This window comes from Gemmobacter lanyuensis (assembly GCF_014652355.1).
GTDB classification, from domain to species: domain Bacteria; phylum Pseudomonadota; class Alphaproteobacteria; order Rhodobacterales; family Rhodobacteraceae; genus Gemmobacter; species Gemmobacter lanyuensis.
The window spans coordinates 50,488-73,472 of the sequence record NZ_BMYQ01000013.1; the positions used below are offsets into that span (position 1 = coordinate 50,488).

A 22,985-nucleotide genomic window follows, 5' to 3' on the forward strand; every position below is an offset into this window, starting at 1 on the left:
GCCGATGCTGTGGGGGATGCGCCCGCTGGAACCGCGCGCCACCTATGGCCTGGCGGTGGATTCGATCAAGCGCCAAATCCATGCCGGATTGCTGCTGCCCGATGAACGCCTGCCCGCAGAACGGCAGCTGTCGGACCGTTTCGGCATCAGTCGCGTCACCCTGCGGGAGGCGCTTCGCGTACTGGAAGAAAGCCAGTACATTTCGGTCAAGCGCGGCGCGCAGGGCGGGCCCTTCGTGTCCGATGCCGATCGGCTGACCCAGCTTGCACTCAGGCGAATTTCCCGCGCGCCCGCAGCCGCGATGCGGGTGGTCGAATTCCTGACGATCACGCAGACCGCAGCAGCACGCTATGCGGCCGAGCGCCGGAACCCCGCGGATATGAAGCGGATGCGCGAGGCGCAAACCCTTATGCGGCAGGCCACGACCGGACCCGAACGCAAGCAGGCCGAGACCTTGTTCTTGCTTGCCGTGGCCGATGCGTCGCGCAACCCGCTTCTGGCGCGGGGGATTGAGGATGGTCTGGCAGACCTGTTCTTGCCCTATCGCGGCGAAGTCAGGGTCGATTCGCCATCGGATGCGATCTTCGACCGCTTGTTCATGGCCATGGAGAGCCAGAACATTGCCGAGGCGGAAGCATCGGCCGAGGCGCTGAATGCCCGCCTTTGGGGCGCTATTCGCGAAATTACACGCTCCGCCGCCTGATGCAGATGAAAACGTGAGGCGCCCCAAACGGCGTGCTTGACAGTCTGCGTCGAATTATAATGGTATAAAACCCATACCAATGATCCAATGCGCCGGAGGCACCATGAAGGACCAAGCCAACCCCAGATCGAAAGTGCCATTGGCGGGACGGCTGGCTGGCAAGACGGCGATCATCACGGGCGGGGCCAATGGCATGGGACGCGCGGCTGTCGAGATGTTTGCGGAAGCGGGTGCGCGGGTCGCGGTCTTTGACATTGCTGTCGAGGCCGGGCGCAGGCTTGAAGCCGAGCAGCAGGGCCTGGGTCGCAACGTGATGTTCGTCGAAACCGATTGCACCCAGAGCGACGCCGTCCGCGCCGCGCTGGCCGAGGTGAATGCGGTCTGGGGTCCGGTCGACACGCTGTTCAGCCATGCCGGAACCATCATCGTCAAACCGCTGCATGACACGACCGATGCCGATTACGACCGGCTGATGGCGATCAATGTACGTTCGTCCTTCATTGTCTGCCGCGAAGTCGTGGCACAGATGCGCGCGAACGGGGGCGGCAATATCGTCATCACCTCCTCCATCGGGGGCGAGAAGGGCTTTGCCCTGGAAAGCGTCTACTGCATGACCAAGGGCGCGGTGCTGCAACTCGCCCGTTCCATTGCGGCGGAATATCGCGACGAGAACATCCGCGCCAATGCTGTCTGCCCCGGCTTTGTCAAAACCGCCCACGGCCTGCGCGAGATCGACGAGCTGGACGGCCTCGGCCAGACCTGGAGCGAAGGCAGCCTTTCGGGTGTGCAGGGTCGGATCTGCGAACCCGAAGAGGTCGCCGCAGCCGCGCTGTGGCTCTGTTCGGACGAGGCCAGCTTTGTCAACGGAACGGCGCTTTACGTGGACAACGGCTGGTACGCCAAAGGTTAAAAACGAGAAGGAAAACAGGGATGTATAAGAAAACACTTACCGCATTCACGATCACTGCACTGGCCTTCGGCACAGCCGCCGCGGCCTTTGAAGCGGAGTCGGATCAACCGATCAAGCTGATGCAGGCAGACTGGACCTCGTCGCTGGTCGATACCGAGATCCTGAACATCATTCTCTCGACCTATGGATACACGGTCGAGAAGGTCATCGCGGATGACAGCGCGCGCTACCCGGGGTTCGAGAACGGCGATCTGACCATCGCCCTGGAAACCTGGCAGACCACGCAGGACAAGGCATTCAACGCCTCGGTTGCGACCGGCAAGGTCCTGGATATGGGCGAGTTGGGCCCGAAAGCGCGCGAGGATTGGTGGTATCCGTCCTATATGGAAGAGCTTTGCCCCGGCCTGCCCGACTGGACCGCGCTCAAGAGCTGCGCCGAGGCCTTTTCGGCGCCCGAGACCGCGCCCAAGGGGCGGTATCTTGGGGCACCGGTCAGCTGGGGCGGTCATGATGAAGAGCGGATCGAGGCGCTCGGTCTTCCCTTCGAAGTCGTCCACGCGGGCACCGATGCTGCGATGTTCGCCGAACTCCGCTCGGCTTACGAACGCAAGGCACCGATCCTGCTTTGGGTCTACAAGCCGCACTGGGCACCGTCGGTTTACGACGGCAAGTTCGTCGAATTTCCGGCATATGAGGAAGCCTGCTACACCGATCCGGCCTGGGGTCTGAACAAGGACAAGGCCTTTGACTGCGGCAAGCCCCAGGGCTGGATCAAGAAAATGGCCTGGGCCGAGGGCGAGAAGATCTGGCCCTGCGCCTATGACATCACCCGCAAGTTCACGATGGACGGGGATGAGGTCGGCAAACTGGTCTACGAGGTCGATGTGAACGGTCGGACGGTCGAGGACGTGGCGATGGAATGGGCAAAAGCCAACGAGGCGAAGTGGCGCGAATGGGCCACCTGCGCCGCCAACTGAACCTGATGGGCGTGCCGGACCTTCCGGCACCCCTTTGACCGGAACGGATCATGGCCGAAATCTCCACCCCTCCCACGCAACACCGGCTATCGCGCGCCGGGCTTGCTGCCCTTCTGGCCCTTGGTGCCATTGCGGTTGCCTGCGTCGTCCTTCCCCTCGGCGCCGCCGGAACGCCCGAAGCCCCGGCATTGCCGATAGCGGTCTGGGTTGACGTGGCGATGAACTGGATCGTGCGGGATGCCTCGCTGTTCGGGATCGCCTTCTCCGACCTGACCCGCGCCCTCGCCACCGCTGCACAATGGCCTATCGAGGTGATGCAGAAGGTGCTGGCCGAAGGCTGGGTTTCCGGGGCCGGCTTCAACAAGCGCCAGGTTCTTCCCCCGGCAAGCTGGCTTGGCGTGACTTTGGCAGCCTCGCTTCTGGCCTGGCGTCTTGCCGGACTGCGGCTTGGGCTCTTTGCGGCGATGTCGGGGATTTACCTTGCAACCTTCGGGCTGTGGACTTCGGCAATGATGACGCTGTCATCGGTGCTGTTCTGTGTTCTGGCCTCGCTGTCGCTGGGCCTTGTGCTTGGCATCCGGGCGCATCGGTCGCCGGGCATCGAACCCGCGGTGCGGGCCGTGATGAACATCATGCAAACCGTGCCGACCTTTTCCTATCTTCTGCCGACATTGCTGCTCTTTGGCTACGGACCAAGCGCCGCACTGTTTGCAACCGTCGCCTATGCGATGCCGCCAATGGTTCATGCCACGGTGATTGCGTTGCAATCGGTGCCCTCGGACACGCTTGATCTTGCCCGAATGACGGGATGCAGCCGCCGTCAGACCTTGTGGAAGGTCGAGCTTCCCGTCGCCATGCCGCGGCTGGCGATCGGTCTGAACCAGGTCGTGATGATGACGCTGAACATGGTCATCATCGCCTCGATGATCGGCGCCGGGGGATTGGGCTATGATGTCCTGCGCGCCCTGCGGCGGCTCGATTTCGGCGCAGCTTTCGAGGCCGGGATGGCGATCGTGGTGCTGGCCGTGCTGCTGGACCGGCTGACACAGGCCTTGGCGCGGCAGCAATCGGCGGGGAACGGCAGAGGGCGCGCGCAGCGCACCTGGGTCGTCGGCCTTGCGCTGATCCTCGTTCCCTCTGTGCTGAGCCTGTTCGTTCCGGCTTTGGCGCTCTGGCCCGAGGCGTGGACGCTCAGCGTCGCGGCGCCGCTGAACGATGCCGTGTCCTACATCAACCAGCAATTCTACGACCCGCTGGAGGCAATCCGGACCACGGTGCTGCTCTATGTCATGAACCCGATCCGTGACGCCTTGCAGCTTTTGCCGTGGCCCTTGGTCATCGCCGCAACAGCGCTCGGCGGGTGGCGTCTTGGTGGGGGGCGGACGGCCGCCACGGTTGTGGTGCTGGGCCTCTTCATCGTCGTCACCGGCTATTGGAGCGCGGCGATGGGCTCTCTCTATCTCACCCTGCTTTCGGTCATCCTGGCGCTCGCGATCGGTTTCCCCTTCGGCATTTGGGTCGCGGGCAGGACGCGCTTGCAGGCAGGGGTGCAACTCTTCCTCGATACGCTGCAAACCCTGCCGACGCTGGTCTATCTGCTGCCGGCCGTGATGCTGTTCCGGAATGGCGATTTCTCAGCGCTGATCGCCATTCTGTCTTACGCGGTGGCTCCGGCCGTGCGCTATGGCATTGACGGCATGCTGCACGTTCCGTCCGAACGGATCGAGGCGGCGGCCATGTCGGGCTGTTCGCGCTGGCAGACGTTCCGCCATGTGCGCCTGCCCGGCGCGCTTCCAACACTGCTGCTTGGCGTCAATCAGACGGTGATGATGGCGCTTTCCATGCTGGTGATCGCCGCCCTCGTCGGCACGCGCGAGTTGGGCCAGAATGTCTTTACCGCCCTTTCGCAAGGCATGGCCGGACCCGGCATTGTTGCGGGGCTGTGCGTCGCCGCACTTGCGCTGATCATCGACACCATCCTGAAAGCCGCCGCTGCGCGCGCCACCCAAAGCGAGGGGAATAGCCATGTCTGAAGCGAACGCCTTTCATTCACGCCATCGCGCGGCGGAAACCGCGATCTCTGTCTCATCGGTTTGGAAGGTCTTTGGCGAGGGCGCCGCACGCTTTCGTAGCCGTCCTCCCGCCGAACGCACGGCCGAGGCGCTCTCCCGCGATCATCTGACCGGGGCAGTGCAGGACGCCAGTTTCGATATCGGCCGGGGCGAGGTTTTCGTCATCATGGGGCTGTCCGGATCGGGCAAATCCACCCTGCTGCGCTGCCTGACGCGGTTGATCGAACCAACCGAGGGCCACATCACCTTTGGCGGGCAGGACATTCTGAAACTGGGGGAAAAGGCGCTGGCCGATCTGCGGCGCAGGCGGATGGGGATGGTGTTCCAGCACTTTGCCTTGCTGCCAAACCGCACGGTCTTGGGCAATATCGCCTTTCCGCTGGAAATGCAGGGCATCGACCGGGCGCGGGCCGAAGCGCGAGCGCGCGAGCTCGTCGCGCTGGTGGGTCTGTCGGGACGGGAAACCCGCCTTCCGACGCAGCTTTCGGGCGGCCAGCAACAGCGCGTGGGCATTGCCCGGTCACTCGCAACCAATCCCGAATTCTGGTTTCTTGACGAACCCTTTTCCGCGCTGGACCCGCTGATCCGCACAGACTTGCAGGACGAGGTGCTGCGTCTGCAGCGCGAACAGTCGCGCACCGCGGTGTTCGTGACGCACGACCTGGATGAGGCGATCCGCTTGGCCGACCGCATCGCCATCATGGAAAATGGCCGCATCATTCAGATCGGCACCCCGGAAGAGCTTGTGACACGCCCCGCCACCGATTACGTCCGCCGCTTCGTCGCCAAAGTGCCCCCGGCGCGGGTCATCCGGGTGGCCTCACTCATGCGGCGTGAAAGCATCGCGTCGGCGGCAATGTCCGTCCCGGCCGAGGCAACGGTGTCCGAGGTCGCCGCGCAGATTGTTGCCTCAGCCGGGCCGATCGCAGTGACGGACAAGGCGGGCCGCACCCTTGGGTCGCTGGATCGCCAGACTGCCCTTGAAACGCTGGCTGCGCTTTGAACCGGAACGCGGCCCCCGCCGGGGCCGCGCAAAGATAGGGTCAGCGTCACCCCGCGTCCTTCCCCCAGGACTCATCCGACCGACGCGCCGCAGATGGAGGCATCTTCCTTGTCAAAGCGGTTGGTCATCCCGCGGGCTGCGACAACCGGGCTCGTTGGATCCCCGATTTACGCCGCCCTCCCGCGATCCATTTCGCGTTACCCGTTTTCCAGTTCCACGATAAGCTGGGGGGCGCCGTCAGAGGTGCGGCGGTGTGATTGCCCTATTTCATTGATCACAGCGCGGACACGGGTGCGGAGGTTCGAAAAGCTCTCGAACCTGACAACGTCAACCGGGCTGTCGAAACGGATTTCGATCTCCCGATGGGTGCTGGGGCCTGAAATGCCAAGAATGGCGCCGGTGAACGGTTGGCCCAGAAACTGGCCCCGGACACGATCGCCATAGGACAATTGGGGCCGCGCATTGCCCAGCGACAGTCGGGCATGGAGCGTGTTCCAGTCCTTCGCCCCATGCTGACACGCTACCAGTTCCAGGGCCTGCGCATGGCTGACGGGGGTGCCACCTGCCTGCAGGGCGGCGCGCAGCGCCTTTGCCTGAGATTTGACATCGGCCAGTGTGTGCCTTGTCATGCAGCACCTCCAGCGCAGGTGAAAGGCGCGAAGAATGAAGAACCGGCGAATGGCGCCGGAGAGAGATCGTCGTTATGAAAAGCGTGCCGCTGCGACATCGCTCACTCCTCTGGGTCGGCATTTCGAGACGAATGGGAGCCTGCGTTGCCCACCACGCGAAATGCTTCAGGGGGTGAGATGTCGAACCGTTCCGCGCTTCACCGTGACTTTCGTCTGCAGGCGGCAGGTGCGCGGGACCCTGATCATTCGGTACCCAAAACTGCGGCCCGGGTCAAGCCTCGGGCCCTGTGGCGCGGCCTTTCGGACCGCCCGGATGGGGTCGGTGCGCCGCGACGGTCGATCCGGGCGGGCTTGACCCTTCTGTATGCCTGCTTTCTGCGAAGCTGGGCCGTTCACAACCCCGTCACCTGCCCCGGCAAAGGTCGGTGACAGGTGGTGCCCGGGGTCTGAGCCTATGGCATGACCACGTTTCCCAGCTTGTCGGCGCCGCCTCTCTTCACCGTCTGCAACAGTTGATTGCGGCGGCCATGCAGGACTGCGCGCCAGATCTAGGGCATGGGTGCCACTTGTCCGAAGCATGCCCGAGATTGGCAGTATCGCCGGCGAAGAGGCCACCCCTCTTGACCGACACCTGTTTCAATTGCGCCGATCCTCTGGTGCTGTGATAGACCGGCTTGATGCCACAGGTCGCATTCAGCTGGTGACCTAGGCCCTTGCGGGGCGCGTGTCTGTCGCTGCCGTCGTCAGGCATGGATGGCCCCATCGCGTGCCGCGAGGACGGCTTCATGCAGCGCTTCGGACAGGGTCGGGTGCGGGAAGACCACGGTCGCCAGCTGCGCCGACGTCGCCCCAAGGGTGATGGCAATGGTCAGACCGTGGATCAGCTCGGACGCCTCGGCACCGATGATCTGCGCGCCGACCAGACTGTCGGTCGCGGCACCAAAGACGCATTTCACCAACCCCTCGGGTTCCCCTAGCACCAGCGCCTTGCCATTGCCGCGCAGCAAGAAGCGGCCCAGACGCACACCCAGCCCCGCTGCGCGTGCCGCCTCTTCCGTCAGGCCGACCGAGGCGACCTGCGGGCTGGCATAGATGCAGGCGGGGATGGGCGCCTTATGCGGCTTGGCGTCAGAGGAGGCGACAATCGCCTCGACGCAGGCGATGCCGTCATGTTCGGCCTTGTGCGCGAGCATGGGCGGCCCCGCCAGATCGCCGATGGCGTAAAGGCCCGGAACGCTGGTGCGCCCTGCCCCTTCGGTCCGAACAGCGCCGCGGTCGAAAGTGACGCCAAGCGCCTCAAGGCCAAGCCCCTCGACATTCGGCACCACCCCGGCGGCCGACAGCAGCCGATCAGCCTCAAGCACCGCACCATCCGACAGGGTGGCAATCACGCCCTCGGCCTGCCGGTCCAAAGTGGCGATCAGAACTCCGTTGCGGATCTCGATCCCGCGCTTTTGCAGGGCTTTGGCCATCAGGCCCGCGATTTCGCTGTCTTCGGTGGGCAGGATGCGCGGCGCCATTTCCACGATGGTCACCTTGCTGCCCATCGCCGCATAGATCGAGGCGAATTCGACGCCAATCGCCCCTGACCCGACAACGATCAGCCGCGCGGGAACGGCGGCGGGGCGCAGTGCCTCGCGGTAGGTCCAGATCAGCTGGCCGTCCGGCTCCAACCCCGGCAGGACGCGCGGCCGGGCGCCGGTGGCCAGGATGATGTGATCGGCGCTATAGCGGCCCGGCCCCTTGGCCCCGCGGGGGGCGGGGGTCGCGCTCTCTGCCACCTCGACCTGACCGGGCGCGGCCAAGTGTGCGGCGCCCCAGATCACCTCGACGCCGTTCTTTTTCAGAAGAAACCCGATCCCTGCGGTCAGCTGGCCGCTGACCTCGACCGCGCGGCCCACCAGCCGGGCGGGATCGATCACCGGCGACAGCGGCGCAAGCCCGAAGCGGTCGGCCTGCCGGGCCGCATGCAGCAGGTCGGTGCCCTTGAGCATCGCCTTGGTCGGGATGCAGCCCCAGTTCAGGCAGATGCCGCCCAGATGGTCCCGCTCGACCAGCGCGACCTTTTTGCCCAGCTGCGCGGCGCGAATGGCCGCCACATAGCCACCGGGGCCAGCCCCGATGACGAGAATGTCGTAATTACTCATTCTTTGATGTCCTTGTGGTCGCGCGCCGCAGGGCGCGCCTCAGATCGTGGGGATGATCCAGTCGGGCCCGATGCGGGATGCCGCGATGAAGGGGGCCACATCGCGCCCTTTGAAAAGACCGTGGTCGGTGACAAGGATGGTGCCATGCCCCGCCGCCTGTCCGCCGAGAATATCGGTATGAAGCGTATCGCCCACCATGCCGAGCCGCCCGCCCCCGAGGCGCTCGGCCGCAATGGCGAAGGCATCTCCAAAGGGTTTGCCGAAGTATTCGACAGTAATTCCGGCACGGTCCTGCAGGTCATGTGCCCAGAATCCGGGTTCGACCGTCAGCCCGTCTTCGCGCGGGGCCACCAGATCGGGGTTGCCCACCAGAACCGGGCGCGGGTTGCGCTGCAGTGCGGCCACCAGCCGATCCTGGTCGGCCACCGTCCAGCGCACGGCCGAGAGGAAGAGGAACCCTTCGGCCGCATCCCAATCGGTCAGATCGTGCAGATGGCGCAGGTCAGCTTCGGTATCGGCAAAGCGATCTTCGGCCGCCGCAATCGCCCCCCAGCACCGCCCGGCATGGGCGGTTTCCAGATGGCGGAACAGCACATCGCGGCTTGAGAGGATCTCCTCGGGGTGGATATCCAGCCCGAGGCGCTGGTATTTGTGGAAGGCCTCGGCGCTGGTGTAGCTGGCGGCATTGGTCAGGATGCAGAAGGGCTTTCCCAGCTGACGCAAAGACAAAAGACATTCAGCGGCGCCGACAATGGCCGTTTCACCGACATTTAGAACCCCGAAGGAATCAAAGAGATATCCGTCGAAATCTCCCAACGTGTCGCGCAGCCCCGCAGCCAGGCGCCCGGCGCCGGGAGTTCCGGCGGCGGGCAGCCGCGGGCGGATCGCCTCATAGCGCGCGAAGGCCGTGTCGAAGGCAAGGGTGGGCTGGGTGGCGGGCGGAGCTGTCATCCTGATCATTTCTGTCGCGTTTCCGGGTCTGGATCAACCGATGTCGGCCATGACCTGCCGCAAGCGCAGGAAATGATCGCGCAGGGCGGGGTAGATGTCTTTGTAGAGGCCGTAGATGTGATCATATTTGGCGCTCTGTTGCGGCTGGGGGTCATAGGTCTTGCCCACGCCGGTCATGGCGGCAGCGGCCTCTTCAACTGACCCGAAACACCCCGCGCCATAGGCGGCGAGGATGCCAGATCCCAGACAGGTCGCCTCGGGTTCGCGGGCGACGCTGACGGGTTTGCCCAGCACATCGGCAATGATCTGGCACCAGAGCGGGCTGCGTGCCCCGCCCCCCATCGCAAGGAAGCGGCGGATGGGCATGTCGCTTGCGGCCTCGGCCCCGGTGGTGGACAGGCGCTGCTCCATCGCGAGGCCCTCGAGAATGGCACGATACATATGGGCCTTGCCATGGCGCCCGGTCAGCCCGAACAGCACGCCCCGAGCGGTGCTGTCCCAATAGGGGGTCAGAACCCCGGTCAGATAGGGCAGCGACAGCAGGCCGTCGGCACCTGCCGGCAACGCGCTCGCCGCGGCCTCAAGAATTTGTTCGGGGTTCAGATCGAGGCCAAAGGGTCGATCGTCGATCCCGGAAAACTGCTGCACGAACCAGTTGAGGTTATAGGTCCCGCCGCCGAAGAAGGTCTCGAAGATATAGCTGCCGGGGACACCGCCCGTCATGGTGCGGAAAGAGCGGTCTGTGCCATAGCTCGCACTGAAGTTGCCCGAAACGATGCCGGTGCCAAGGTTCAGATAGGCCTCACCGGGCTTGGTGATGCCGACGCCAAGGCCCGCCGATTGCCCATCGCCCAGCCCCGCGATGACGCGCAGACCACGGTTCAGGCCCAAAAGCTCGGCCACATCATGGCGCAGGATGCCCAGCACCTCGCCGGGGGCGCAAAGTTCGGGAAACTGGTCGGGGCGCAGCCCGACCTGCCCCACAAGGTCAGAGGACAACGTGAAGGTCCGCAGGTCCACCACCCCCAGCGGATCGACGCTGCCGTAAGAGGTGCGCCATTCACCCGTCAGGCGGTTCACCAGATAGGAATGGACATCGGCCACGCGATCCGTCGCCTCAAGGCAGCGGGGTTCGTGGTCTTGCAGCCAGGCCAGCTTGTACCAGCTGGTCGCGGTATTCGGCGGCTTACCAGTGATCTGATGGATATGGTCCGATCCGAGGCGGTTCACCTGATCGGTGGCGCGGGTATCGAGCCAGAGCATCGCCGGGCGCAGAGCATGGCCTTCCCGGTCAAGGCAGACAAAGGTTTCGCGTTGATGCGTGATGGAAATTGCCGCAAGCCGCGAGGGATCGATCTGGCGGCAGGCAGAGCCAATGGCAGCGATGGTGGCGTTCCACCAATCAACCGGGTCCTGCTCGCCCCAACCCGGATGCAGCGAGGAATGGCTATAGGGCGCACGACCGACGCTGATGCTGGTGCCATCCAGCGACCAGACCACCGCCTTGGCCGCCGTGGTGGAACAATCCAGCCCCAGAACCAGATCACGCGGCATGGTCCACCCCTTTGGCCTGGGCCAGCACTTCATCCACGCGGGCCATGATGCGCGAGACGCCCGCCGCATCCAGCCAGCCGGACAGATAAAGCAGATCGGCAATCGTCAGACGTTCGCGCATGAATTGGCAATTGCCGATCACCCAGCGGGTCAGCTCTTCCGACGGCGCGGGTTTCAGCGCGTCAAACCGCATGGCCGAACCGCCGCGTGACAGGTATTCGACAATCTTGGCCGTGTCGAAGACCAGCGCATCATGGGCCTGCCGGTGACGCGGCCAATCGGCAAAGAAGGCCTCGACGGCGGACCAGCTTTGCTGCAGTGCCAGCAGCTTGCTGCGGTAGCGGCCCTCACATTCCGCACCGATCGCGCCCGTGGGATCAAGATCGGCAAAGGCAGCGCGGCAGACCGCCAGCTGTTCCTCCAGATCGAAGGCGAGCATGGCCGCCGTCAGCGGGGTTTCCGACATGCGGGCGCAGAACACATCCCAGGCTGCGGCGGCAATCACCGCCCCCACGCCCACCTGCGCGCCATGCTGGCTCATGGGGCTGTGGGTCTGGCTTGCGACCATGTCGAGCATATGACTGAAGAGATGCTCCATCCCGGACAGGGTAGCCGTGGTGCCGCCCGTGCCCGTGACGATGCCACGCAGCGACAGGGCGCGGGTCAGGCTTTCGGCAGCGGCAATATCGCCGCTCTGCAGGCCACGTGACCAATCTTCGATCCCGTAGCCACAGATCGCGAGAAGTTCGAGCAGCACCGGCGTGAACGAGCCGTCGACGCCCAGCTCAGACGCCAGATACCAGTCCCCCGGCGCGCAGAACATCGACATCATCTCGCCCATGCCCGCCGCGGTCAGGAAGGCGGGCGCCTCGGCGATGGTGCGCACATCGGCCAGCACCGCATCGGGCCAACGGCTGAGCGCAGTCCTCTTGACCCCGTTCTGCAGCACGACCGAGAAATTGTCGGTGAACCCGTCGACCGAGGCCGCAGTCTGGATCACCACATGCACCGGAACCCCCGCGCGGACCGAGGCGACCTTGGCCACGTCGGTTAGCGTGCCGCTGCCGACCGAGACGATGCAATCGGCGCCCTTCACGCGCGCGGCAGCCTCAGCCAGGATCGGTTCATCGGCATGCAGCACATCGCTGCCGTCATCCAGTTCCACGCGACTGACCCGGTGGCGCCGCGACAAAAGCGCGATGACATCGGCCTTCAGATCGCGGCCTGCGCGGCGGATCACCACCGGATCGACCACCACCCGGATATCGGCGCCCCGATGCCCTGGCCCACCCGCCTCGGTGATATGCCGAGCCACCACGTCGATCAGATGGTCCAGCACGTTTTCCGCGATGATGACATCTTTCATACCAAGGTCGGCAAATTGCCCGCGCGGATCGTTGCGCTTCATGGCAGCGTTGATTCGGTCGAGATGCGACAGATCGTCAATCGAAAGTCCAAGCAGCATCGCGGCGTTCCTTGTGACGCAGGTGACGGGACAGGTACGGAAAGGCAGCGAGGGTCTCAGCGCTGCGCGCTGCGTCGGTCCAGCATCACGGCGAGGATAATGGCAAACCCGATGACCACAGGCTGCAAGTTGGGCGAGACATTGATCAGCGCCATGCCGTTGCGAAGCACACCGATGATCATCAAGCCGATGAAAGTGCCCATCATGCCGCCCGATCCGCCAGCAAGGCTCGCCCCGCCGATCACGACCACGGCGATGACTGACAGCAGATCATTCACACCCGCGGTCGGATGGGCCGCGTCCAGACGGGACCCCACGATCAGCCCAGCCAGTGCAGCCAGGAAACCTGCGGCGACATAGACCATTACCTTGGCGCGGCGGGTGTTGATGCCCGAAAGACGCGCGACTTCCTCATTCCCGCCGATGGCATAAAGCGCCCGCCCCGAGGGTCGGAAGTAGAGCCAGAAAGCTACCACGAGATATACCGTGACGAGGATGACGAATTCCAGCGGCAGACCAAGCACCCGCGCCGAAGTGATGTCGGAAAACCAGGTCGGAAAGCCGGTCACCGGGCTGCCGTTGGTGATGAACAGCGCAAGGCCCGAACAGGCCGACATGGTGGCGAGCGTCGCGACAAAGGGCTGGATGCGGCCGTAGGTCGACAGCACGCCATTCACGAAACCGATGAAGGCACCCAGCGCCAGACCCGCCAGCGTGGTCAGCACGAAAGGCACGCCCATGTCGCGGTAAAGCCAGGCATTGAGCATCAACGTCACCGCCAGCACTGCGCCGACCGAAAGGTCGATCCCCCCGATGATGATGACCAGCGCTGCACCCGCCGCCATGATGCCGATCTCGGACATTTGCGAAAAGATGTTGAACATGTTGCGCGTCGTCAGGAAATAGGGCGACAGCGTCGAGAACACTATACAGACCAGGATCAGCCCGATCAGCGGCCCCGGAATAAACCTCTGCACGGTCTTGATGGCGTTCAACATGGTCTTTTCCTTGCCCTTCTGCGTTGCACCGGTTTTCTGTCCGGTCTGATCCAGCACAGCCATTTCAGTTCCCCCCATGCGCGTCAGCGGAGCTGACCACGGCAAGCGACATGACACGTTCCGGTGTTGCTTCGGCGCGGGGCAGTTCGCCCCGGATGCGCCCGCCCGACATCACCATGACGCGGTGACAAAGACCCAGCACCTCTTCGAGTTCGGACGAAATGACGATCACACTGATCCCCGAAGCTGCAAGTTCGCGGATGATTTCATAAATCGCCATCTTGGCGCCGACATCGACACCGCGTGTCGGTTCATCGACGATGAAGACGCGCGGCGTCTTCACCAGCCATTTCGCCAGCAGTACCTTCTGCTGGTTGCCGCCGGACATGGAACTGACCGGCAGCTCCATCCGGCCGCGAATGTCAAAGCGTTTCTGCTGCGTGCGGCCCAGATCGTCGATGGCCGCGGGCATCACCATGCCCGCCCGCGCCAGCCTGCGTTCCCAGGGCTGCGCGATGTTGCGCGCGGCCGACTGATTGAGCGAGAGTCCCAGCCCCTTGCGGTCCTCCGAGACCATGACAATCCCGGCCTCGATCGCGTCGCGTGGCGAGGACAGGCGCAGCGCGCGCCCGTCCAGACGGATTTCACCCGCCTCGATCAGGTCGGCGCCGGACAGCGCGCGGCCGACCTCGGACCGGCCCGCGCCGATCAGACCCGCAAGGCCCAGGATTTCGCCCTGCCGCAGGTCGAAGGAAATGTCGCGGAAGGCGCTGCCGCGCGACAGGCCCCGCACCTCAAGCACCGGGCGGTCGCCATTTGGGGCCGGGGCGCGATGTTCAAAAGTGAATTCGCGGCCCACCATGCCGTTGATCATTTGTTCCTTGCTGACTGAGGGGCCATCCCAATCGGCTACGCGCACGCCATCGCGGAAGCAGACTACATGGTCGGCAATCGCCTTGATCTCGTCCAGACGGTGCGAGACGTAGATGATTGCGGTTCCGTTGCTTTTCAGCCGGCGCACCTGTTCGAAGATGCGTTCCGCATCCGCCTCGCCCAGCGAGGCCGTGGGTTCATCGAAGATCACGTAACGGGGTTTGCGGAGCAGCGCCTTGCAGATCTCAATCCCCTGCTGCACTGCCATCGACAGACCGCGCACCTGCCGGGCGGGATCAATGTCAAAGCCAAGTGCCTCCAGGATTTCGCGCGACTGGCGGATCATCTCCGCGCGGTCAACCCGGCCGCCGCGGGTGGGCTGACGGCCCAGAAAGATGTTTTCGGCCACGGAAAGATCGGGCAGCAGGCGGATTTCCTGATGTATCAGCACGACGCCGTGCTGCATTGCCTCGGCCGGGGAATGGGGGGCATAGACCTCTCCGTCCAGCCACATTTGACCGCCCGAAGGCAGGATGCCACCGGCGATGATATTGTTGAACGTGGATTTCCCGGCCCCGTTTTCGCCAATCAGCGCTACGACCTGACCGGGCAGGACAGAAAAATCCACCGACTTCAGCACCTGAACGGGACCGTAGCTCTTGCAAAGGCCGCGCACGTGCAGACCGGCGGCATGGGGTGCGGTGTCTAGCATATTACCTGTTCCGTGATAGGGCGGCGGAAATGAACCGGGGAGCTGCGGGCCCGAACGATGCCGGACCCGCAAGGGACGCTTACTTCATGGCCTCGGCCGCCGGGCCATAGAAATCGACCGGCGAGATCGACTCCACGTTTTCGGCAGTGACCAGCACGGTGTCCTGATACTGAAGCTCGGGGATGGTTTCGCCGTTCAGCACCTTGATCGCGTTTTCGACGCCCATCTGGCCCATCTTGTAGGGGATCTGCGCCATGGTGGCCTGGGTCAGGCCCTCCTTGATGCCGTCGAACATGGTCGGGAACCCATCGATGCCGACCGAGATCAGGTCCTCACGGCCCGCCTCACGCGCGGCCTTCGCTGCGCCGAGCGACATGGCGTCGCTTTCCGCGAAAACGGCGGCCAAATCGGGGTTGGCGGTCAGGATGTTCTGGGTGGCCTTGAAGGCTTCGGTTTCATCCCAGTTGGCCGTCTGTTCGGCCACGACCTGGATGTCGGGGTGTTTGGTCAGTGCCTCTTGGCAACCCTGGGTGCGCTGGATTTCGGCGGTCGAACCCAGAACGCCATGCAGAATGGCGATCTTGCCCTTGCCGCCCATCTGGCCGAACATCCAGGTGCAAAGATCACGGGCCGCTTTCACACTGTCGGTGGCGATATAGGTCGCAAGTTCGCCCGAACCCGATTCCGGGCGCTGGTCCACGGCAATGACCGGGACGCCGGCCTTGTTGGCGGCCTTGACGCCCGCCGCCGCCGCAGTCGAATCCTGCGAGATGAAGACCAGCGCGCCGATGTTCTGCACCAGCAGGTTTTCGACCTGGTTCACCTGTTCGCGGCTGTCGTTGTTGGCGACGGCCACGGCGACCTCATAGCCCGCGGCCTCGGCGGCGGCCTTCATGCCGTCCAGCGCCGCAACATAGAACAGAGACTTCTGGTCGGCCACGGCAATGCCGATCACAGGCTTGTCCTGTGCCAGGGTGACCGTCGGCGCCAGCGTCAAGGCGCAAGCTGCCCCCATCAGGCCGCGCAACACCATTCGTTTGGTTGCATTCATCATTTTCGTTTCTCCTCCGCATTGGAAATCTTGTTCTTGGGTCCCGAAGGCACGCGCGGTGCCTTCAGGTTTCTTTGGGCTCAGACCGGGCGGCCTTCGAGCCGGGTCTTCAATTCGCCCATGAACCGTGCCGCCAGCGCGCCATCCACGGCGCGGTGATCGCAGGTCAGGGTGAATTCGCTGATCTGCCGCCATTCCGGCGCTCCGTCGTTCCAGACGTTGCACATCCGGGTCGAGCCGACGGCTAGGATGGCCACCTGCGGCGGATTGATGATGGCGGTGAACTGCTTGACGTCGAACATCCCGAGGTTCGACACCGTGAAGGTGCCGCCGATGACTTCGGCCACGGTGATGGAACCCGCGCGGACCCGCTCCACCAGGGCGCGGCGGCGTTCGGCGATGCCTTCAATCGACAGGCTGTCGGTGCCATGAATGACCGGAACCGTCAGTCCGCGGGGCGACGCGACCGCCAGCCCGACATTAGCGACAGCGTATTGATACACGGCATCATCGCGATACAGCGCATTCATCGCCGGAAAGCGGATGAGTGTCTGAGCACAGGCATCAAGGATCACGTCGGTGACGGTAACGCCGGGGCGCCGCTGGTCTAGGGCGTGCTGCATGTCGATTTCGACGACAATGTCGAACATTGGCGCAGACCAGGCGGTCTGCATCGCGCGCGACATGACCTTTTCGGTCTTGGTGAGCGCGCGTACGGTGACCTGCGGGTCCTGTTCAAGCAGAGCGGTCACGGCGGCCCCCTTATGCGGCAGCAGCGTCAAGGGCAGATTTGCCGATGCAGCCGTAGGATTTCATCTTGTCGATGGTGGCATCGATCATGCGGGTGCGGCCTTCGGCCATCGCTTCTTCCAACTGGCGATCCCCCTTGGCCCAGACCGCCTCGAACCCGGCGCGGAAGGCATGGCGCAAATCGGTATCGGCATTGAACTTGTGGACGCCTGCGGCGCGGGCGGCATCGACCTCTTGCTGCGTCAGACCCGAAGCGCCGTGCAACACAAGCGGAATGCCGGTCGCGGCCTTGATGTCCTTGATGCGCTGGATATTGATTGGCTCCAGCGGGATGCCCGGCACCACGCCATGCACGATGCCCACCGAAATCGCGAGATAGTCGATCCCGGTTTCGGCAACGAAGCGGCGGGCCTCTTCGACATCGGTATAATAGTCCTCCCAGTTCACCGACTGACCCACATCCGGGATCTTGCCCAGCTCGGCTTCGACCGGAATGCCAAAGGCATGGGCGATTTCCACGATCTTGCGGGTGGTGGCGATATTCTCCTCAAAGGGCAGATGCGCGCCATCATACATGACCGAGCTGAAGCCAAGCTTGATCGCCTCAAGCACCTCATCCCAGGAGCCGTGATCAAGGTGGATGACATAATCAGCATTCGATTTTTCGGCGATGCGCTTGGTCATCTCAAAGGCGCGACGGACCCCCATATGCGGGATGATCGCGCGACCAACCTGCAGGAAGATGGGCGAGTTCGACCGCTCTGCCGCCCAGACCAGCGCCTCGGTCGTCTCTTCGTTGTGCATGTTGTAGGCGCCCACGGCATAGCCGCCGCGGCGGGCGTTCTCGATCAGCGACCGGGGGTTGGCTTGTTTCATCTCGGCATCTCCAGGAGGTTTTGGCGCGCCTGACCGGCCGCCGCAGTTTGGAAGGGGTTAGCTCGCCCGGGCCTGCGAGGCCGTGGGCACGTCAAATCGGGTGATATAGTTGAGGTATCCGGCGATCTCGGCCTGCCGGCGCGCCTCGGACCAGCCCAGCCGGCTGGCAAGGATATCCGCGGCGCTTTCAAGTACCTCGCGTCCGCAAGACCCGTTCAGCCCCACCATGATCCGCCGGATCAGTACATCGGTCAGGGTGCGGCAGAATTCGTTCCGGAAGGTAAAGACCAGCTCGGCCCCAATTGCGCCGCTGTCGGGGTCAAAGACCTTGAACAGATCCGAATCCGTACGGCAAAGTTCGAGGATATCGGCAGCGCGGGCGCCATAGACCCCGACCAGCCGGTCCACGACTATGGCATCGACCGGAAAGCTCGCCTTCAGCGCCTGGGCAAATTGGGCCGGATCGGCAATGCGCGCACCGGGGAATAGCGCCTTACGCGTGGGGCAAGGCGGGGCCTTCTTGCCCAGCATGGCAAAGACCTGATCGACGGTTTCCTCGGCAAGGCTACGATAGGTGGTCAGCTTGCCCCCGATGATCGACAGGAGGCCCGGCCATTTTGGCGCGTGATCAAAGATCACATGGCTGCGCGGCACCTTCCATTCGCTTTGCGCCGGGACATAGGGCAAGGGCCGCACGCCGCTGTAGGTGTAAAGCACATCCGCCGGGGTCAAGTTCGCGCCTGGGATCAGTTGGTTCACCTCGCCCAGCAGATAGTCCATTTCCAAGGGGTCGGCCTTGGCGGTATCCGGATCGGCCTCGAATTTCTTGTCGGTGGTGCCGATCATGTAGCGATCGCCCCAAGGGATCACCAACACCAGACGCCCATCGGCGCGGGATTCGTAATAGACTACATCCTTCGGCGCGCCGGCGAAGGGATTGACGATGAGGTGGCTGCCCTTGGCGCCGCCAATATGGCGGCGATCGCCAACATTGGCGTCACCCAGCACCATATCAACCCAAGGCCCGGCGGCATTTACCACAACCGAGGCCCGCAGGCTGTGGCGCGATCCGTCGATCATATCGGTGAATTGCACCCCGGCCACGCGCCCTTCTTCGTGCAACAGGCCATCCACCTTGGACCAAGTGTAAACATGCGCCCCGTCGGCATGGGCCGCCAGTGTGATTTCGGTGCAAAGCCGTTCCGACCAGACGACCTGCCCGTCCATGAAGATGGCCGCGCCGCGCAGCCCGTCGGTGGAGATGCCCGGAAACCGCTTCAGCGTTTCCGACCGCGACAGGATGCGGTGGGTCACCGTGCTTTTATCAAAAGACAGGATATCATAGGCCAGCATCGCCAGACGGATCATCCAGGCGGGGCGGGCATTATGCTTGTAAAGCGGCATCATCAGCGGCACGGGCCTGACGATATGGGGCGCCAGGCGGAACAGCAGTTCGCGTTCGCGCAGCGATTCCCGCACCAGCGCGATATCGCCCTGCTCCAGATAGCGCAGCCCGCCGTGAATCAGGCGCCCCGACCAGCTTGAGGTGCCGCTGCCGATATCTTCCTTTTCCACCAGCGCGACGCGCAGGCCCCTGGCCGCAGCGTCGCGGGCGATCCCCGCGCCGTTGCATCCGGCCCCGATCACGATCAGATCATAGACCGAATCCACGATGCCATCGCCGCGCGGGCTTTGGGTGGTCAAAGTGTGAGTGTCCTGAACCTGTTGCATGACTGCCTTCGTCTTGTCGCGAATGTGCGGTTTTCGGTTCCGGGACGGCGGCAACCCCACCGCCGCCCCGGGAACACCCCTCCGGGAGGAAGAGGGGGATCAGGCGTCGGTCTCGATATAGGCGATGATCTCGCGCACCTTGACCTCTTGCCCCTCGGGAACGAGGATCTCGACCAGCACGCCAGAGGCGGGGGACTCAAGCTCCTGCGTGGCCTTTTCGGCCTCGATCTCGGCCAGAGGCTCGTCTTCCTCGATGCGCTCTCCGACCTTTTTCAGCCAGCTGGTGATGGTGCCTTCGCTCATCCCCATGCCCCACTGGGGCAGCAGAACTTCAACTTTCATGGGTGCAATCTCCTGTATGACGGGTCACTTGCCGCAGACGGTGCGGATGGCCGCGACGATCTTTTCCTTGGTGGGATAGAAGTGGCGCTCCAGCGCCGGGCTGAATGGGATCTGCATGTTCGGCGCAGTGACCCGAAGGATCGGCGCCTTCAGCCAGGGCTGCGCCTTTTCCGCGACGATGGCCGAGATTTCGGCGGCCGCGCCACAGGTGCGGTGCGCGGGTTCCGCAATGACCAGACGCCCGGTTTTCTTGACCGATTCCACGATGCTCGCACTGTCCAGCGGCACCAATGTGCGGGGATCGATCACTTCGCAGGAGACGCCGCTTTCGGCCATCACATCCGCCGCCTGCACCGCCAGCGGCAGCGATCCGGAAATCCCCACGACCGTCACATCGCTGCCTTCGCGGCGGATACGGGCCTTGCCGAAGGGAATGTGGTATTCCTCGTCCGGAACCTCTTCCTTCTGGCCCCAGAGCGGCACGGCCTCGAAAATCAGGACCGGGTCATCACTGTCCACCGCGGACCGCATCAGCCCCTTGGCATCGGCTGCCGAGGCAGGGGCTAGGATTTTCAGACCCGGAATGGTCATGAACATGGAATAGGGGCGGTCGGAATGGTGCGCGCCGGTGTTCAGCCCGTAGAACATGGCCGAGCGGAACACGACCGGGATCGAGCTTTGCCCGCCGAACATGTAGCGGTTCTTGGCCGCCTGGTTCACGAACTGATCCATCGCCATGTAAAGGAAGCTGGAATAGGACAGGTCCACGATGGGGCGCAGGCCGGTCATTGCCGCGCCGATCGCGGCCCCCACCATCGCCTCTTCCGAAATCGGCGTATTGCGGATCCGCATCTTGCCGAATTGCTGGACGAAATCGCCAGACTCTGCGCGCTGCTTGCTTTCGCCGGTGGTACCGTAGACGTTGGCTTCGACATCCTCGCCGATGATGATGACGCGCTTGTCGGCCTGCATGGCCTCACGCTGGGCGGCGCCGATAGCACCGATGTAGGTCATGACGCTCAAAGCACGTCCTCCAGTTCGTAGTGGTCGCTGTAAAGGTCGTCGTAGGCGACGCTTTCAGCCGGATCGGGGCTTTCGAGGGCGAAGGTCGCGCAATCCTCAACCTCTTGGGCGATGACGGCGTCCAGCGCGTCCATTTCCTCGACGGTGGCCCGGTTCATCTCGATCAACTCGGTGCGGAACATCTGGATCGGATCGCGGGACAGCCATAGCTCGCGCTCGGCGGCATCGCGGTAATCGACGTTGATCCGCAGTCCTTCGGAGTGTTCGCGGAAACGGTAGGTCATCACCTCGACCAGCGTCGGGCCTTCGCCCCGGCGGGCGCGGGCCACGGCCTCTGACACGGTGTCATACACGGCCAGCACATCCTGACCGTTCTCAACACGGACACCCGGCATCCCGAAGCCCGCCGCGCGGTCTACGATGCGGCCGCCAGTTACGGTATGGGCCGGGGTAGAAAGGGCATAGTGGTTGTTTTCGCACAGGAAAATGATCGGCAGCTTCCAGGCCGAGGCAAGGTTCATCGATTCATAAAGCACGCCCTGATTCGCCGCCCCATCGCCGAAAAAGCAGATGGCCACACGATCTTCGCCCAGCACCTGCGCCGACAGCCCTGCTCCGACCGCAATCGGGATCGACGACCCGGTGATCCCGGACTCCCCAAGGCTGCCCACCGCATAATCCGCAAGATGCAGCGACCCGCCCTTGCCCTTGCAGACGCCCGTAGCCTTGCCGACGAGCTCCGCCATCAGCGGTCCGAGGGGCGAGCCCATGCCGATGGGATGCCCGTGGCTACGGTGGTTGCCCGACATGTGATCGCCCGGACGCAGCGCCATGCAGGCCCCCACCACCTGGGCCTCTTGGCCGATGCTCGTGTGCACGGTGCCGGGGATATAGCCGCGCTTGACCATCTTCGAAGCGCGTTCGTCGAAGAGGCGGATACGCAACATGCGACGCTGCATTTCGAGCAGGGTTTCCGTCGCGAGATTGGGGCGCGATGTCATGGCAGCTCCGGTTGAAACTTTTGTGCAATTGATGAACATTTGTAGCGTCTGAGGTTTTGTTCTGACAAGCCCAGATTTGCGCCCGACCGATCTTTTTTCGCAGATCGGAATTTTTGGACGTATTTTCAGTTTGTTAGATTTTCTGTGCAGAAAAATTTGCTTGACGGCGTGGGGGTGAATAAAGTGTTCAGGGTAAGAACATGATTGTTTCTGCAAGGCCTTAGCCCTGCAGAGCGCAGCCGACCGCAGGTCGAAACCGAGGCCGTCAGATGAATGACTTTGAGAAGAGATCGAGCGAAATGGCCCGTGCGGCTTGGCTCTATTACGCCGAAGAGCTGACCCAGAGCCAAATCGCCGACAAACTGAACGTCAGCCGCAGCACCGTGATCCGCATGATCCAGCGCGCTCGTGAAATCGGGCTGGTCAAGATTTCGATCGGGGTGCCGTCCGACACGTTCGAGCTGGAACGTGATCTGGAAAATATGTTTGGATTGCGCAAGGTTAGGCTGGTCCCCGAAGCCGTGAACGACCAGATGCAGCGCCGATGGCTGGGCCAGGCCGCCGCCGAGATGCTGATCGAACTGGCGCGCGACGATTCCATCATAGCGCTCAGCTGGGGGTCCACCATGCAGGCGATGGCTGATTCGCTGCAGGGCAGCACAGCGCATAAGGGCATGATGACCGTGGCGCTGAACGGCGGGCTGCACAACGCCAGCCGCGGCACCAACCCGCATGAGGTGGCCGAACAGGTTGGCCAGTTCTTCGGGGCGATTTCGCATTCGCTCTACGCTCCGGTCTATGTTCGCACCGAAGCGACAGCTGCAGGGCTCTACCGCGATGCCGGCGTGCAAGAGGCGCTGAACCTTGCCCGCAAGGCAGGGCTGGTGGTCTTCAGCTTTGGCGGCATTCAGGAAAACGCCACCATGCTGAAACTGGGCTATGTCACCCCGGATGAACGGGAATTCCTGCTGCGGAACGGCGCGGTGGGAGAAATCGCGGGCCGTTGGATCGACCGTGACGGGGTTTCCGTGCGGACCCCCGCCACCATCCACCCCATCGGAATCACGCTGGAAGAGCTGAAGCGCATCCCCGAACGTCTGGCCGTGGCCGGGGGGCAGGAAAAGCTGAATGCGATTCGTGCCGGGTTGAAGGGCGGGCTGGTGACGCATTTCGTGTCGGACGAACGCACTGCGCATGAACTCTTGGGGCGCTGATCC

At 63.6% G+C, this 22,985-nt stretch carries 20 protein-coding genes; 6 read left to right on the forward strand and 14 right to left on the reverse strand.

What is annotated here, in order from left to right:
• The first annotated feature begins 4 nt into the window (after nt 1-4).
• The 5 genes from IE101_RS16295 to IE101_RS16315 all read left to right on the forward strand — a co-directional run bounded on the left by IE101_RS16295 (nt 5) and on the right by IE101_RS16315 (nt 5,665).
• Nucleotides 5-703 (forward strand): FadR/GntR family transcriptional regulator, encoded by a 699-nt coding sequence (locus IE101_RS16295; RefSeq protein WP_189634908.1) that lies wholly within the window; start codon nt 5-7, stop codon nt 701-703.
• A 103-nt stretch (nt 704-806) separates the two neighbouring features.
• On the forward strand, nt 807-1,613 hold the full coding sequence (locus IE101_RS16300; protein ID WP_189634909.1) for an SDR family NAD(P)-dependent oxidoreductase: 807 nt from the start codon (nt 807-809) through the stop codon (nt 1,611-1,613).
• Between the two features lie 20 nt (nt 1,614-1,633).
• Nucleotides 1,634-2,590, forward strand: coding sequence for an ABC transporter substrate-binding protein (locus tag IE101_RS16305; protein ID WP_189634910.1), 957 nt, complete (start codon nt 1,634-1,636; stop codon nt 2,588-2,590).
• Between the two features lie 50 nt (nt 2,591-2,640).
• Nucleotides 2,641-4,623, forward strand: a complete 1,983-nt coding sequence (locus IE101_RS16310) for an ABC transporter permease (protein WP_189634911.1) — start codon at nt 2,641-2,643, stop codon at nt 4,621-4,623.
• A complete protein-coding gene (locus IE101_RS16315; protein WP_189634912.1) occupies nt 4,616-5,665 on the forward strand; it encodes a quaternary amine ABC transporter ATP-binding protein in 1,050 nt (349 codons plus the stop codon). The genes IE101_RS16310 and IE101_RS16315 overlap by 8 nt, the downstream gene beginning before the upstream one ends.
• 197 nt (nt 5,666-5,862) lie before the next feature.
• Here the strand turns inward: IE101_RS16315 and IE101_RS16320 are convergent, their stop codons facing one another.
• The 14 genes from IE101_RS16320 to IE101_RS16385 form a co-directional block, all read right to left on the reverse strand.
• Nucleotides 5,863-6,294: a glyoxalase superfamily protein gene (locus IE101_RS16320; protein ID WP_189634913.1), complete on the reverse strand. Its 432-nt coding sequence runs from the start codon at nt 6,292-6,294 to the stop codon at nt 5,863-5,865.
• A gap of 743 nt (nt 6,295-7,037) precedes the next feature.
• A complete protein-coding gene (gene lpdA / locus IE101_RS16325; protein WP_189634914.1) occupies nt 7,038-8,441 on the reverse strand; it encodes a dihydrolipoyl dehydrogenase in 1,404 nt (467 codons plus the stop codon).
• Between the two features lie 39 nt (nt 8,442-8,480).
• A complete protein-coding gene (locus tag IE101_RS16330) occupies nt 8,481-9,392 on the reverse strand; it encodes an HAD-IIA family hydrolase (RefSeq protein ID WP_189634915.1) in 912 nt (303 codons plus the stop codon).
• 33 nt (nt 9,393-9,425) lie between these two features.
• Entirely contained in the window at nt 9,426-10,946 is a 1,521-nt protein-coding gene (locus IE101_RS16335; RefSeq protein WP_189634916.1) for a xylulokinase, read from the reverse strand.
• On the reverse strand, nt 10,936-12,411 hold the full coding sequence (locus IE101_RS16340) for an iron-containing alcohol dehydrogenase (RefSeq protein WP_189634917.1): 1,476 nt from the start codon (nt 12,409-12,411) through the stop codon (nt 10,936-10,938). Before IE101_RS16340 ends, IE101_RS16335 begins: the two co-directional genes overlap by 11 nt.
• 56 nt (nt 12,412-12,467) lie before the next feature.
• Nucleotides 12,468-13,472, reverse strand: a complete 1,005-nt coding sequence (locus tag IE101_RS16345; RefSeq protein WP_229804254.1) for an ABC transporter permease — start codon at nt 13,470-13,472, stop codon at nt 12,468-12,470.
• Between the two features lies 1 nt (nt 13,473).
• The gene (locus IE101_RS16350) at nt 13,474-14,994 is read right to left on the reverse strand and encodes a sugar ABC transporter ATP-binding protein (protein WP_189634918.1); all 1,521 of its coding nucleotides are present in this window, start codon (nt 14,992-14,994) and stop codon (nt 13,474-13,476) included.
• Between the two features lie 79 nt (nt 14,995-15,073).
• Nucleotides 15,074-16,048, reverse strand: coding sequence for a substrate-binding domain-containing protein (locus IE101_RS16355; RefSeq protein ID WP_189634919.1), 975 nt, complete (start codon nt 16,046-16,048; stop codon nt 15,074-15,076).
• Nucleotides 16,049-16,125: 77 nt separating this feature from the next.
• Nucleotides 16,126-16,797, reverse strand: coding sequence for a 2-oxo acid dehydrogenase subunit E2 (locus IE101_RS16360; protein ID WP_189634920.1), 672 nt, complete (start codon nt 16,795-16,797; stop codon nt 16,126-16,128).
• A 10-nt stretch (nt 16,798-16,807) separates the two neighbouring features.
• Nucleotides 16,808-17,671 carry a class II fructose-bisphosphate aldolase gene (locus IE101_RS16365; RefSeq protein WP_189634921.1) on the reverse strand — a complete coding sequence of 288 codons (864 nt, stop codon included), beginning with the start codon at nt 17,669-17,671 and terminating at the stop codon, nt 16,808-16,810.
• A gap of 57 nt (nt 17,672-17,728) precedes the next feature.
• Nucleotides 17,729-19,402, reverse strand: coding sequence for a glycerol-3-phosphate dehydrogenase (gene glpD, locus IE101_RS16370; protein WP_229804255.1), 1,674 nt, complete (start codon nt 19,400-19,402; stop codon nt 17,729-17,731).
• A 99-nt stretch (nt 19,403-19,501) separates the two neighbouring features.
• The gene (locus tag IE101_RS16375) at nt 19,502-19,744 is read right to left on the reverse strand and encodes a biotin/lipoyl-containing protein (RefSeq protein WP_189634922.1); all 243 of its coding nucleotides are present in this window, start codon (nt 19,742-19,744) and stop codon (nt 19,502-19,504) included.
• Between the two features lie 24 nt (nt 19,745-19,768).
• Nucleotides 19,769-20,758 (reverse strand): alpha-ketoacid dehydrogenase subunit beta, encoded by a 990-nt coding sequence (locus IE101_RS16380; RefSeq protein ID WP_229804259.1) that lies wholly within the window; start codon nt 20,756-20,758, stop codon nt 19,769-19,771.
• Between the two features lie 5 nt (nt 20,759-20,763).
• Nucleotides 20,764-21,768, reverse strand: coding sequence for a thiamine pyrophosphate-dependent dehydrogenase E1 component subunit alpha (locus tag IE101_RS16385; RefSeq protein ID WP_229804256.1), 1,005 nt, complete (start codon nt 21,766-21,768; stop codon nt 20,764-20,766).
• A gap of 269 nt (nt 21,769-22,037) precedes the next feature.
• On the opposite strand from IE101_RS16385, the gene IE101_RS16390 reads away from it, so the two are divergent.
• Nucleotides 22,038-22,982, forward strand: a complete 945-nt coding sequence (locus tag IE101_RS16390; RefSeq protein ID WP_189634924.1) for a sugar-binding transcriptional regulator — start codon at nt 22,038-22,040, stop codon at nt 22,980-22,982.
• The last annotated feature ends 3 nt before the right edge of the window (nt 22,983-22,985 follow it).

Bases quoted from the DNA above. Each gene is read 5' to 3' on its own strand.
- IE101_RS16295 (WP_189634908.1), top strand. From the start codon at position 5: ATGCTGTGGGGGATGCGCCCGCTGGAACCGCGCGCCACCTATGGCCTG.
- IE101_RS16300 (WP_189634909.1), top strand. From the start codon at position 807: ATGAAGGACCAAGCCAACCCCAGATCGAAAGTGCCATTGGCGGGACGG.
- IE101_RS16305 (WP_189634910.1), top strand. From the start codon at position 1,634: ATGTATAAGAAAACACTTACCGCATTCACGATCACTGCACTGGCCTTC.
- IE101_RS16310 (WP_189634911.1), top strand. From the start codon at position 2,641: ATGGCCGAAATCTCCACCCCTCCCACGCAACACCGGCTATCGCGCGCC.
- IE101_RS16315 (WP_189634912.1), top strand. From the start codon at position 4,616: ATGTCTGAAGCGAACGCCTTTCATTCACGCCATCGCGCGGCGGAAACC.
- IE101_RS16320 (WP_189634913.1), bottom strand. From the start codon at position 6,294: ATGACAAGGCACACACTGGCCGATGTCAAATCTCAGGCAAAGGCGCTG.
- lpdA (WP_189634914.1), bottom strand. From the start codon at position 8,441: ATGAGTAATTACGACATTCTCGTCATCGGGGCTGGCCCCGGTGGCTAT.
- IE101_RS16330 (WP_189634915.1), bottom strand. From the start codon at position 9,392: ATGACAGCTCCGCCCGCCACCCAGCCCACCCTTGCCTTCGACACGGCC.
- IE101_RS16335 (WP_189634916.1), bottom strand. From the start codon at position 10,946: ATGCCGCGTGATCTGGTTCTGGGGCTGGATTGTTCCACCACGGCGGCC.
- IE101_RS16340 (WP_189634917.1), bottom strand. From the start codon at position 12,411: ATGCTGCTTGGACTTTCGATTGACGATCTGTCGCATCTCGACCGAATC.
- IE101_RS16345 (WP_229804254.1), bottom strand. From the start codon at position 13,472: ATGGCTGTGCTGGATCAGACCGGACAGAAAACCGGTGCAACGCAGAAG.
- IE101_RS16350 (WP_189634918.1), bottom strand. From the start codon at position 14,994: ATGCTAGACACCGCACCCCATGCCGCCGGTCTGCACGTGCGCGGCCTT.
- IE101_RS16355 (WP_189634919.1), bottom strand. From the start codon at position 16,048: ATGATGAATGCAACCAAACGAATGGTGTTGCGCGGCCTGATGGGGGCA.
- IE101_RS16365 (WP_189634921.1), bottom strand. From the start codon at position 17,671: ATGAAACAAGCCAACCCCCGGTCGCTGATCGAGAACGCCCGCCGCGGC.
- glpD (WP_229804255.1), bottom strand. From the start codon at position 19,402: ATGCAACAGGTTCAGGACACTCACACTTTGACCACCCAAAGCCCGCGC.
- IE101_RS16375 (WP_189634922.1), bottom strand. From the start codon at position 19,744: ATGAAAGTTGAAGTTCTGCTGCCCCAGTGGGGCATGGGGATGAGCGAA.
- IE101_RS16380 (WP_229804259.1), bottom strand. From the start codon at position 20,758: ATGACCTACATCGGTGCTATCGGCGCCGCCCAGCGTGAGGCCATGCAG.
- IE101_RS16385 (WP_229804256.1), bottom strand. From the start codon at position 21,768: ATGACATCGCGCCCCAATCTCGCGACGGAAACCCTGCTCGAAATGCAG.
- IE101_RS16390 (WP_189634924.1), top strand. From the start codon at position 22,038: ATGAATGACTTTGAGAAGAGATCGAGCGAAATGGCCCGTGCGGCTTGG.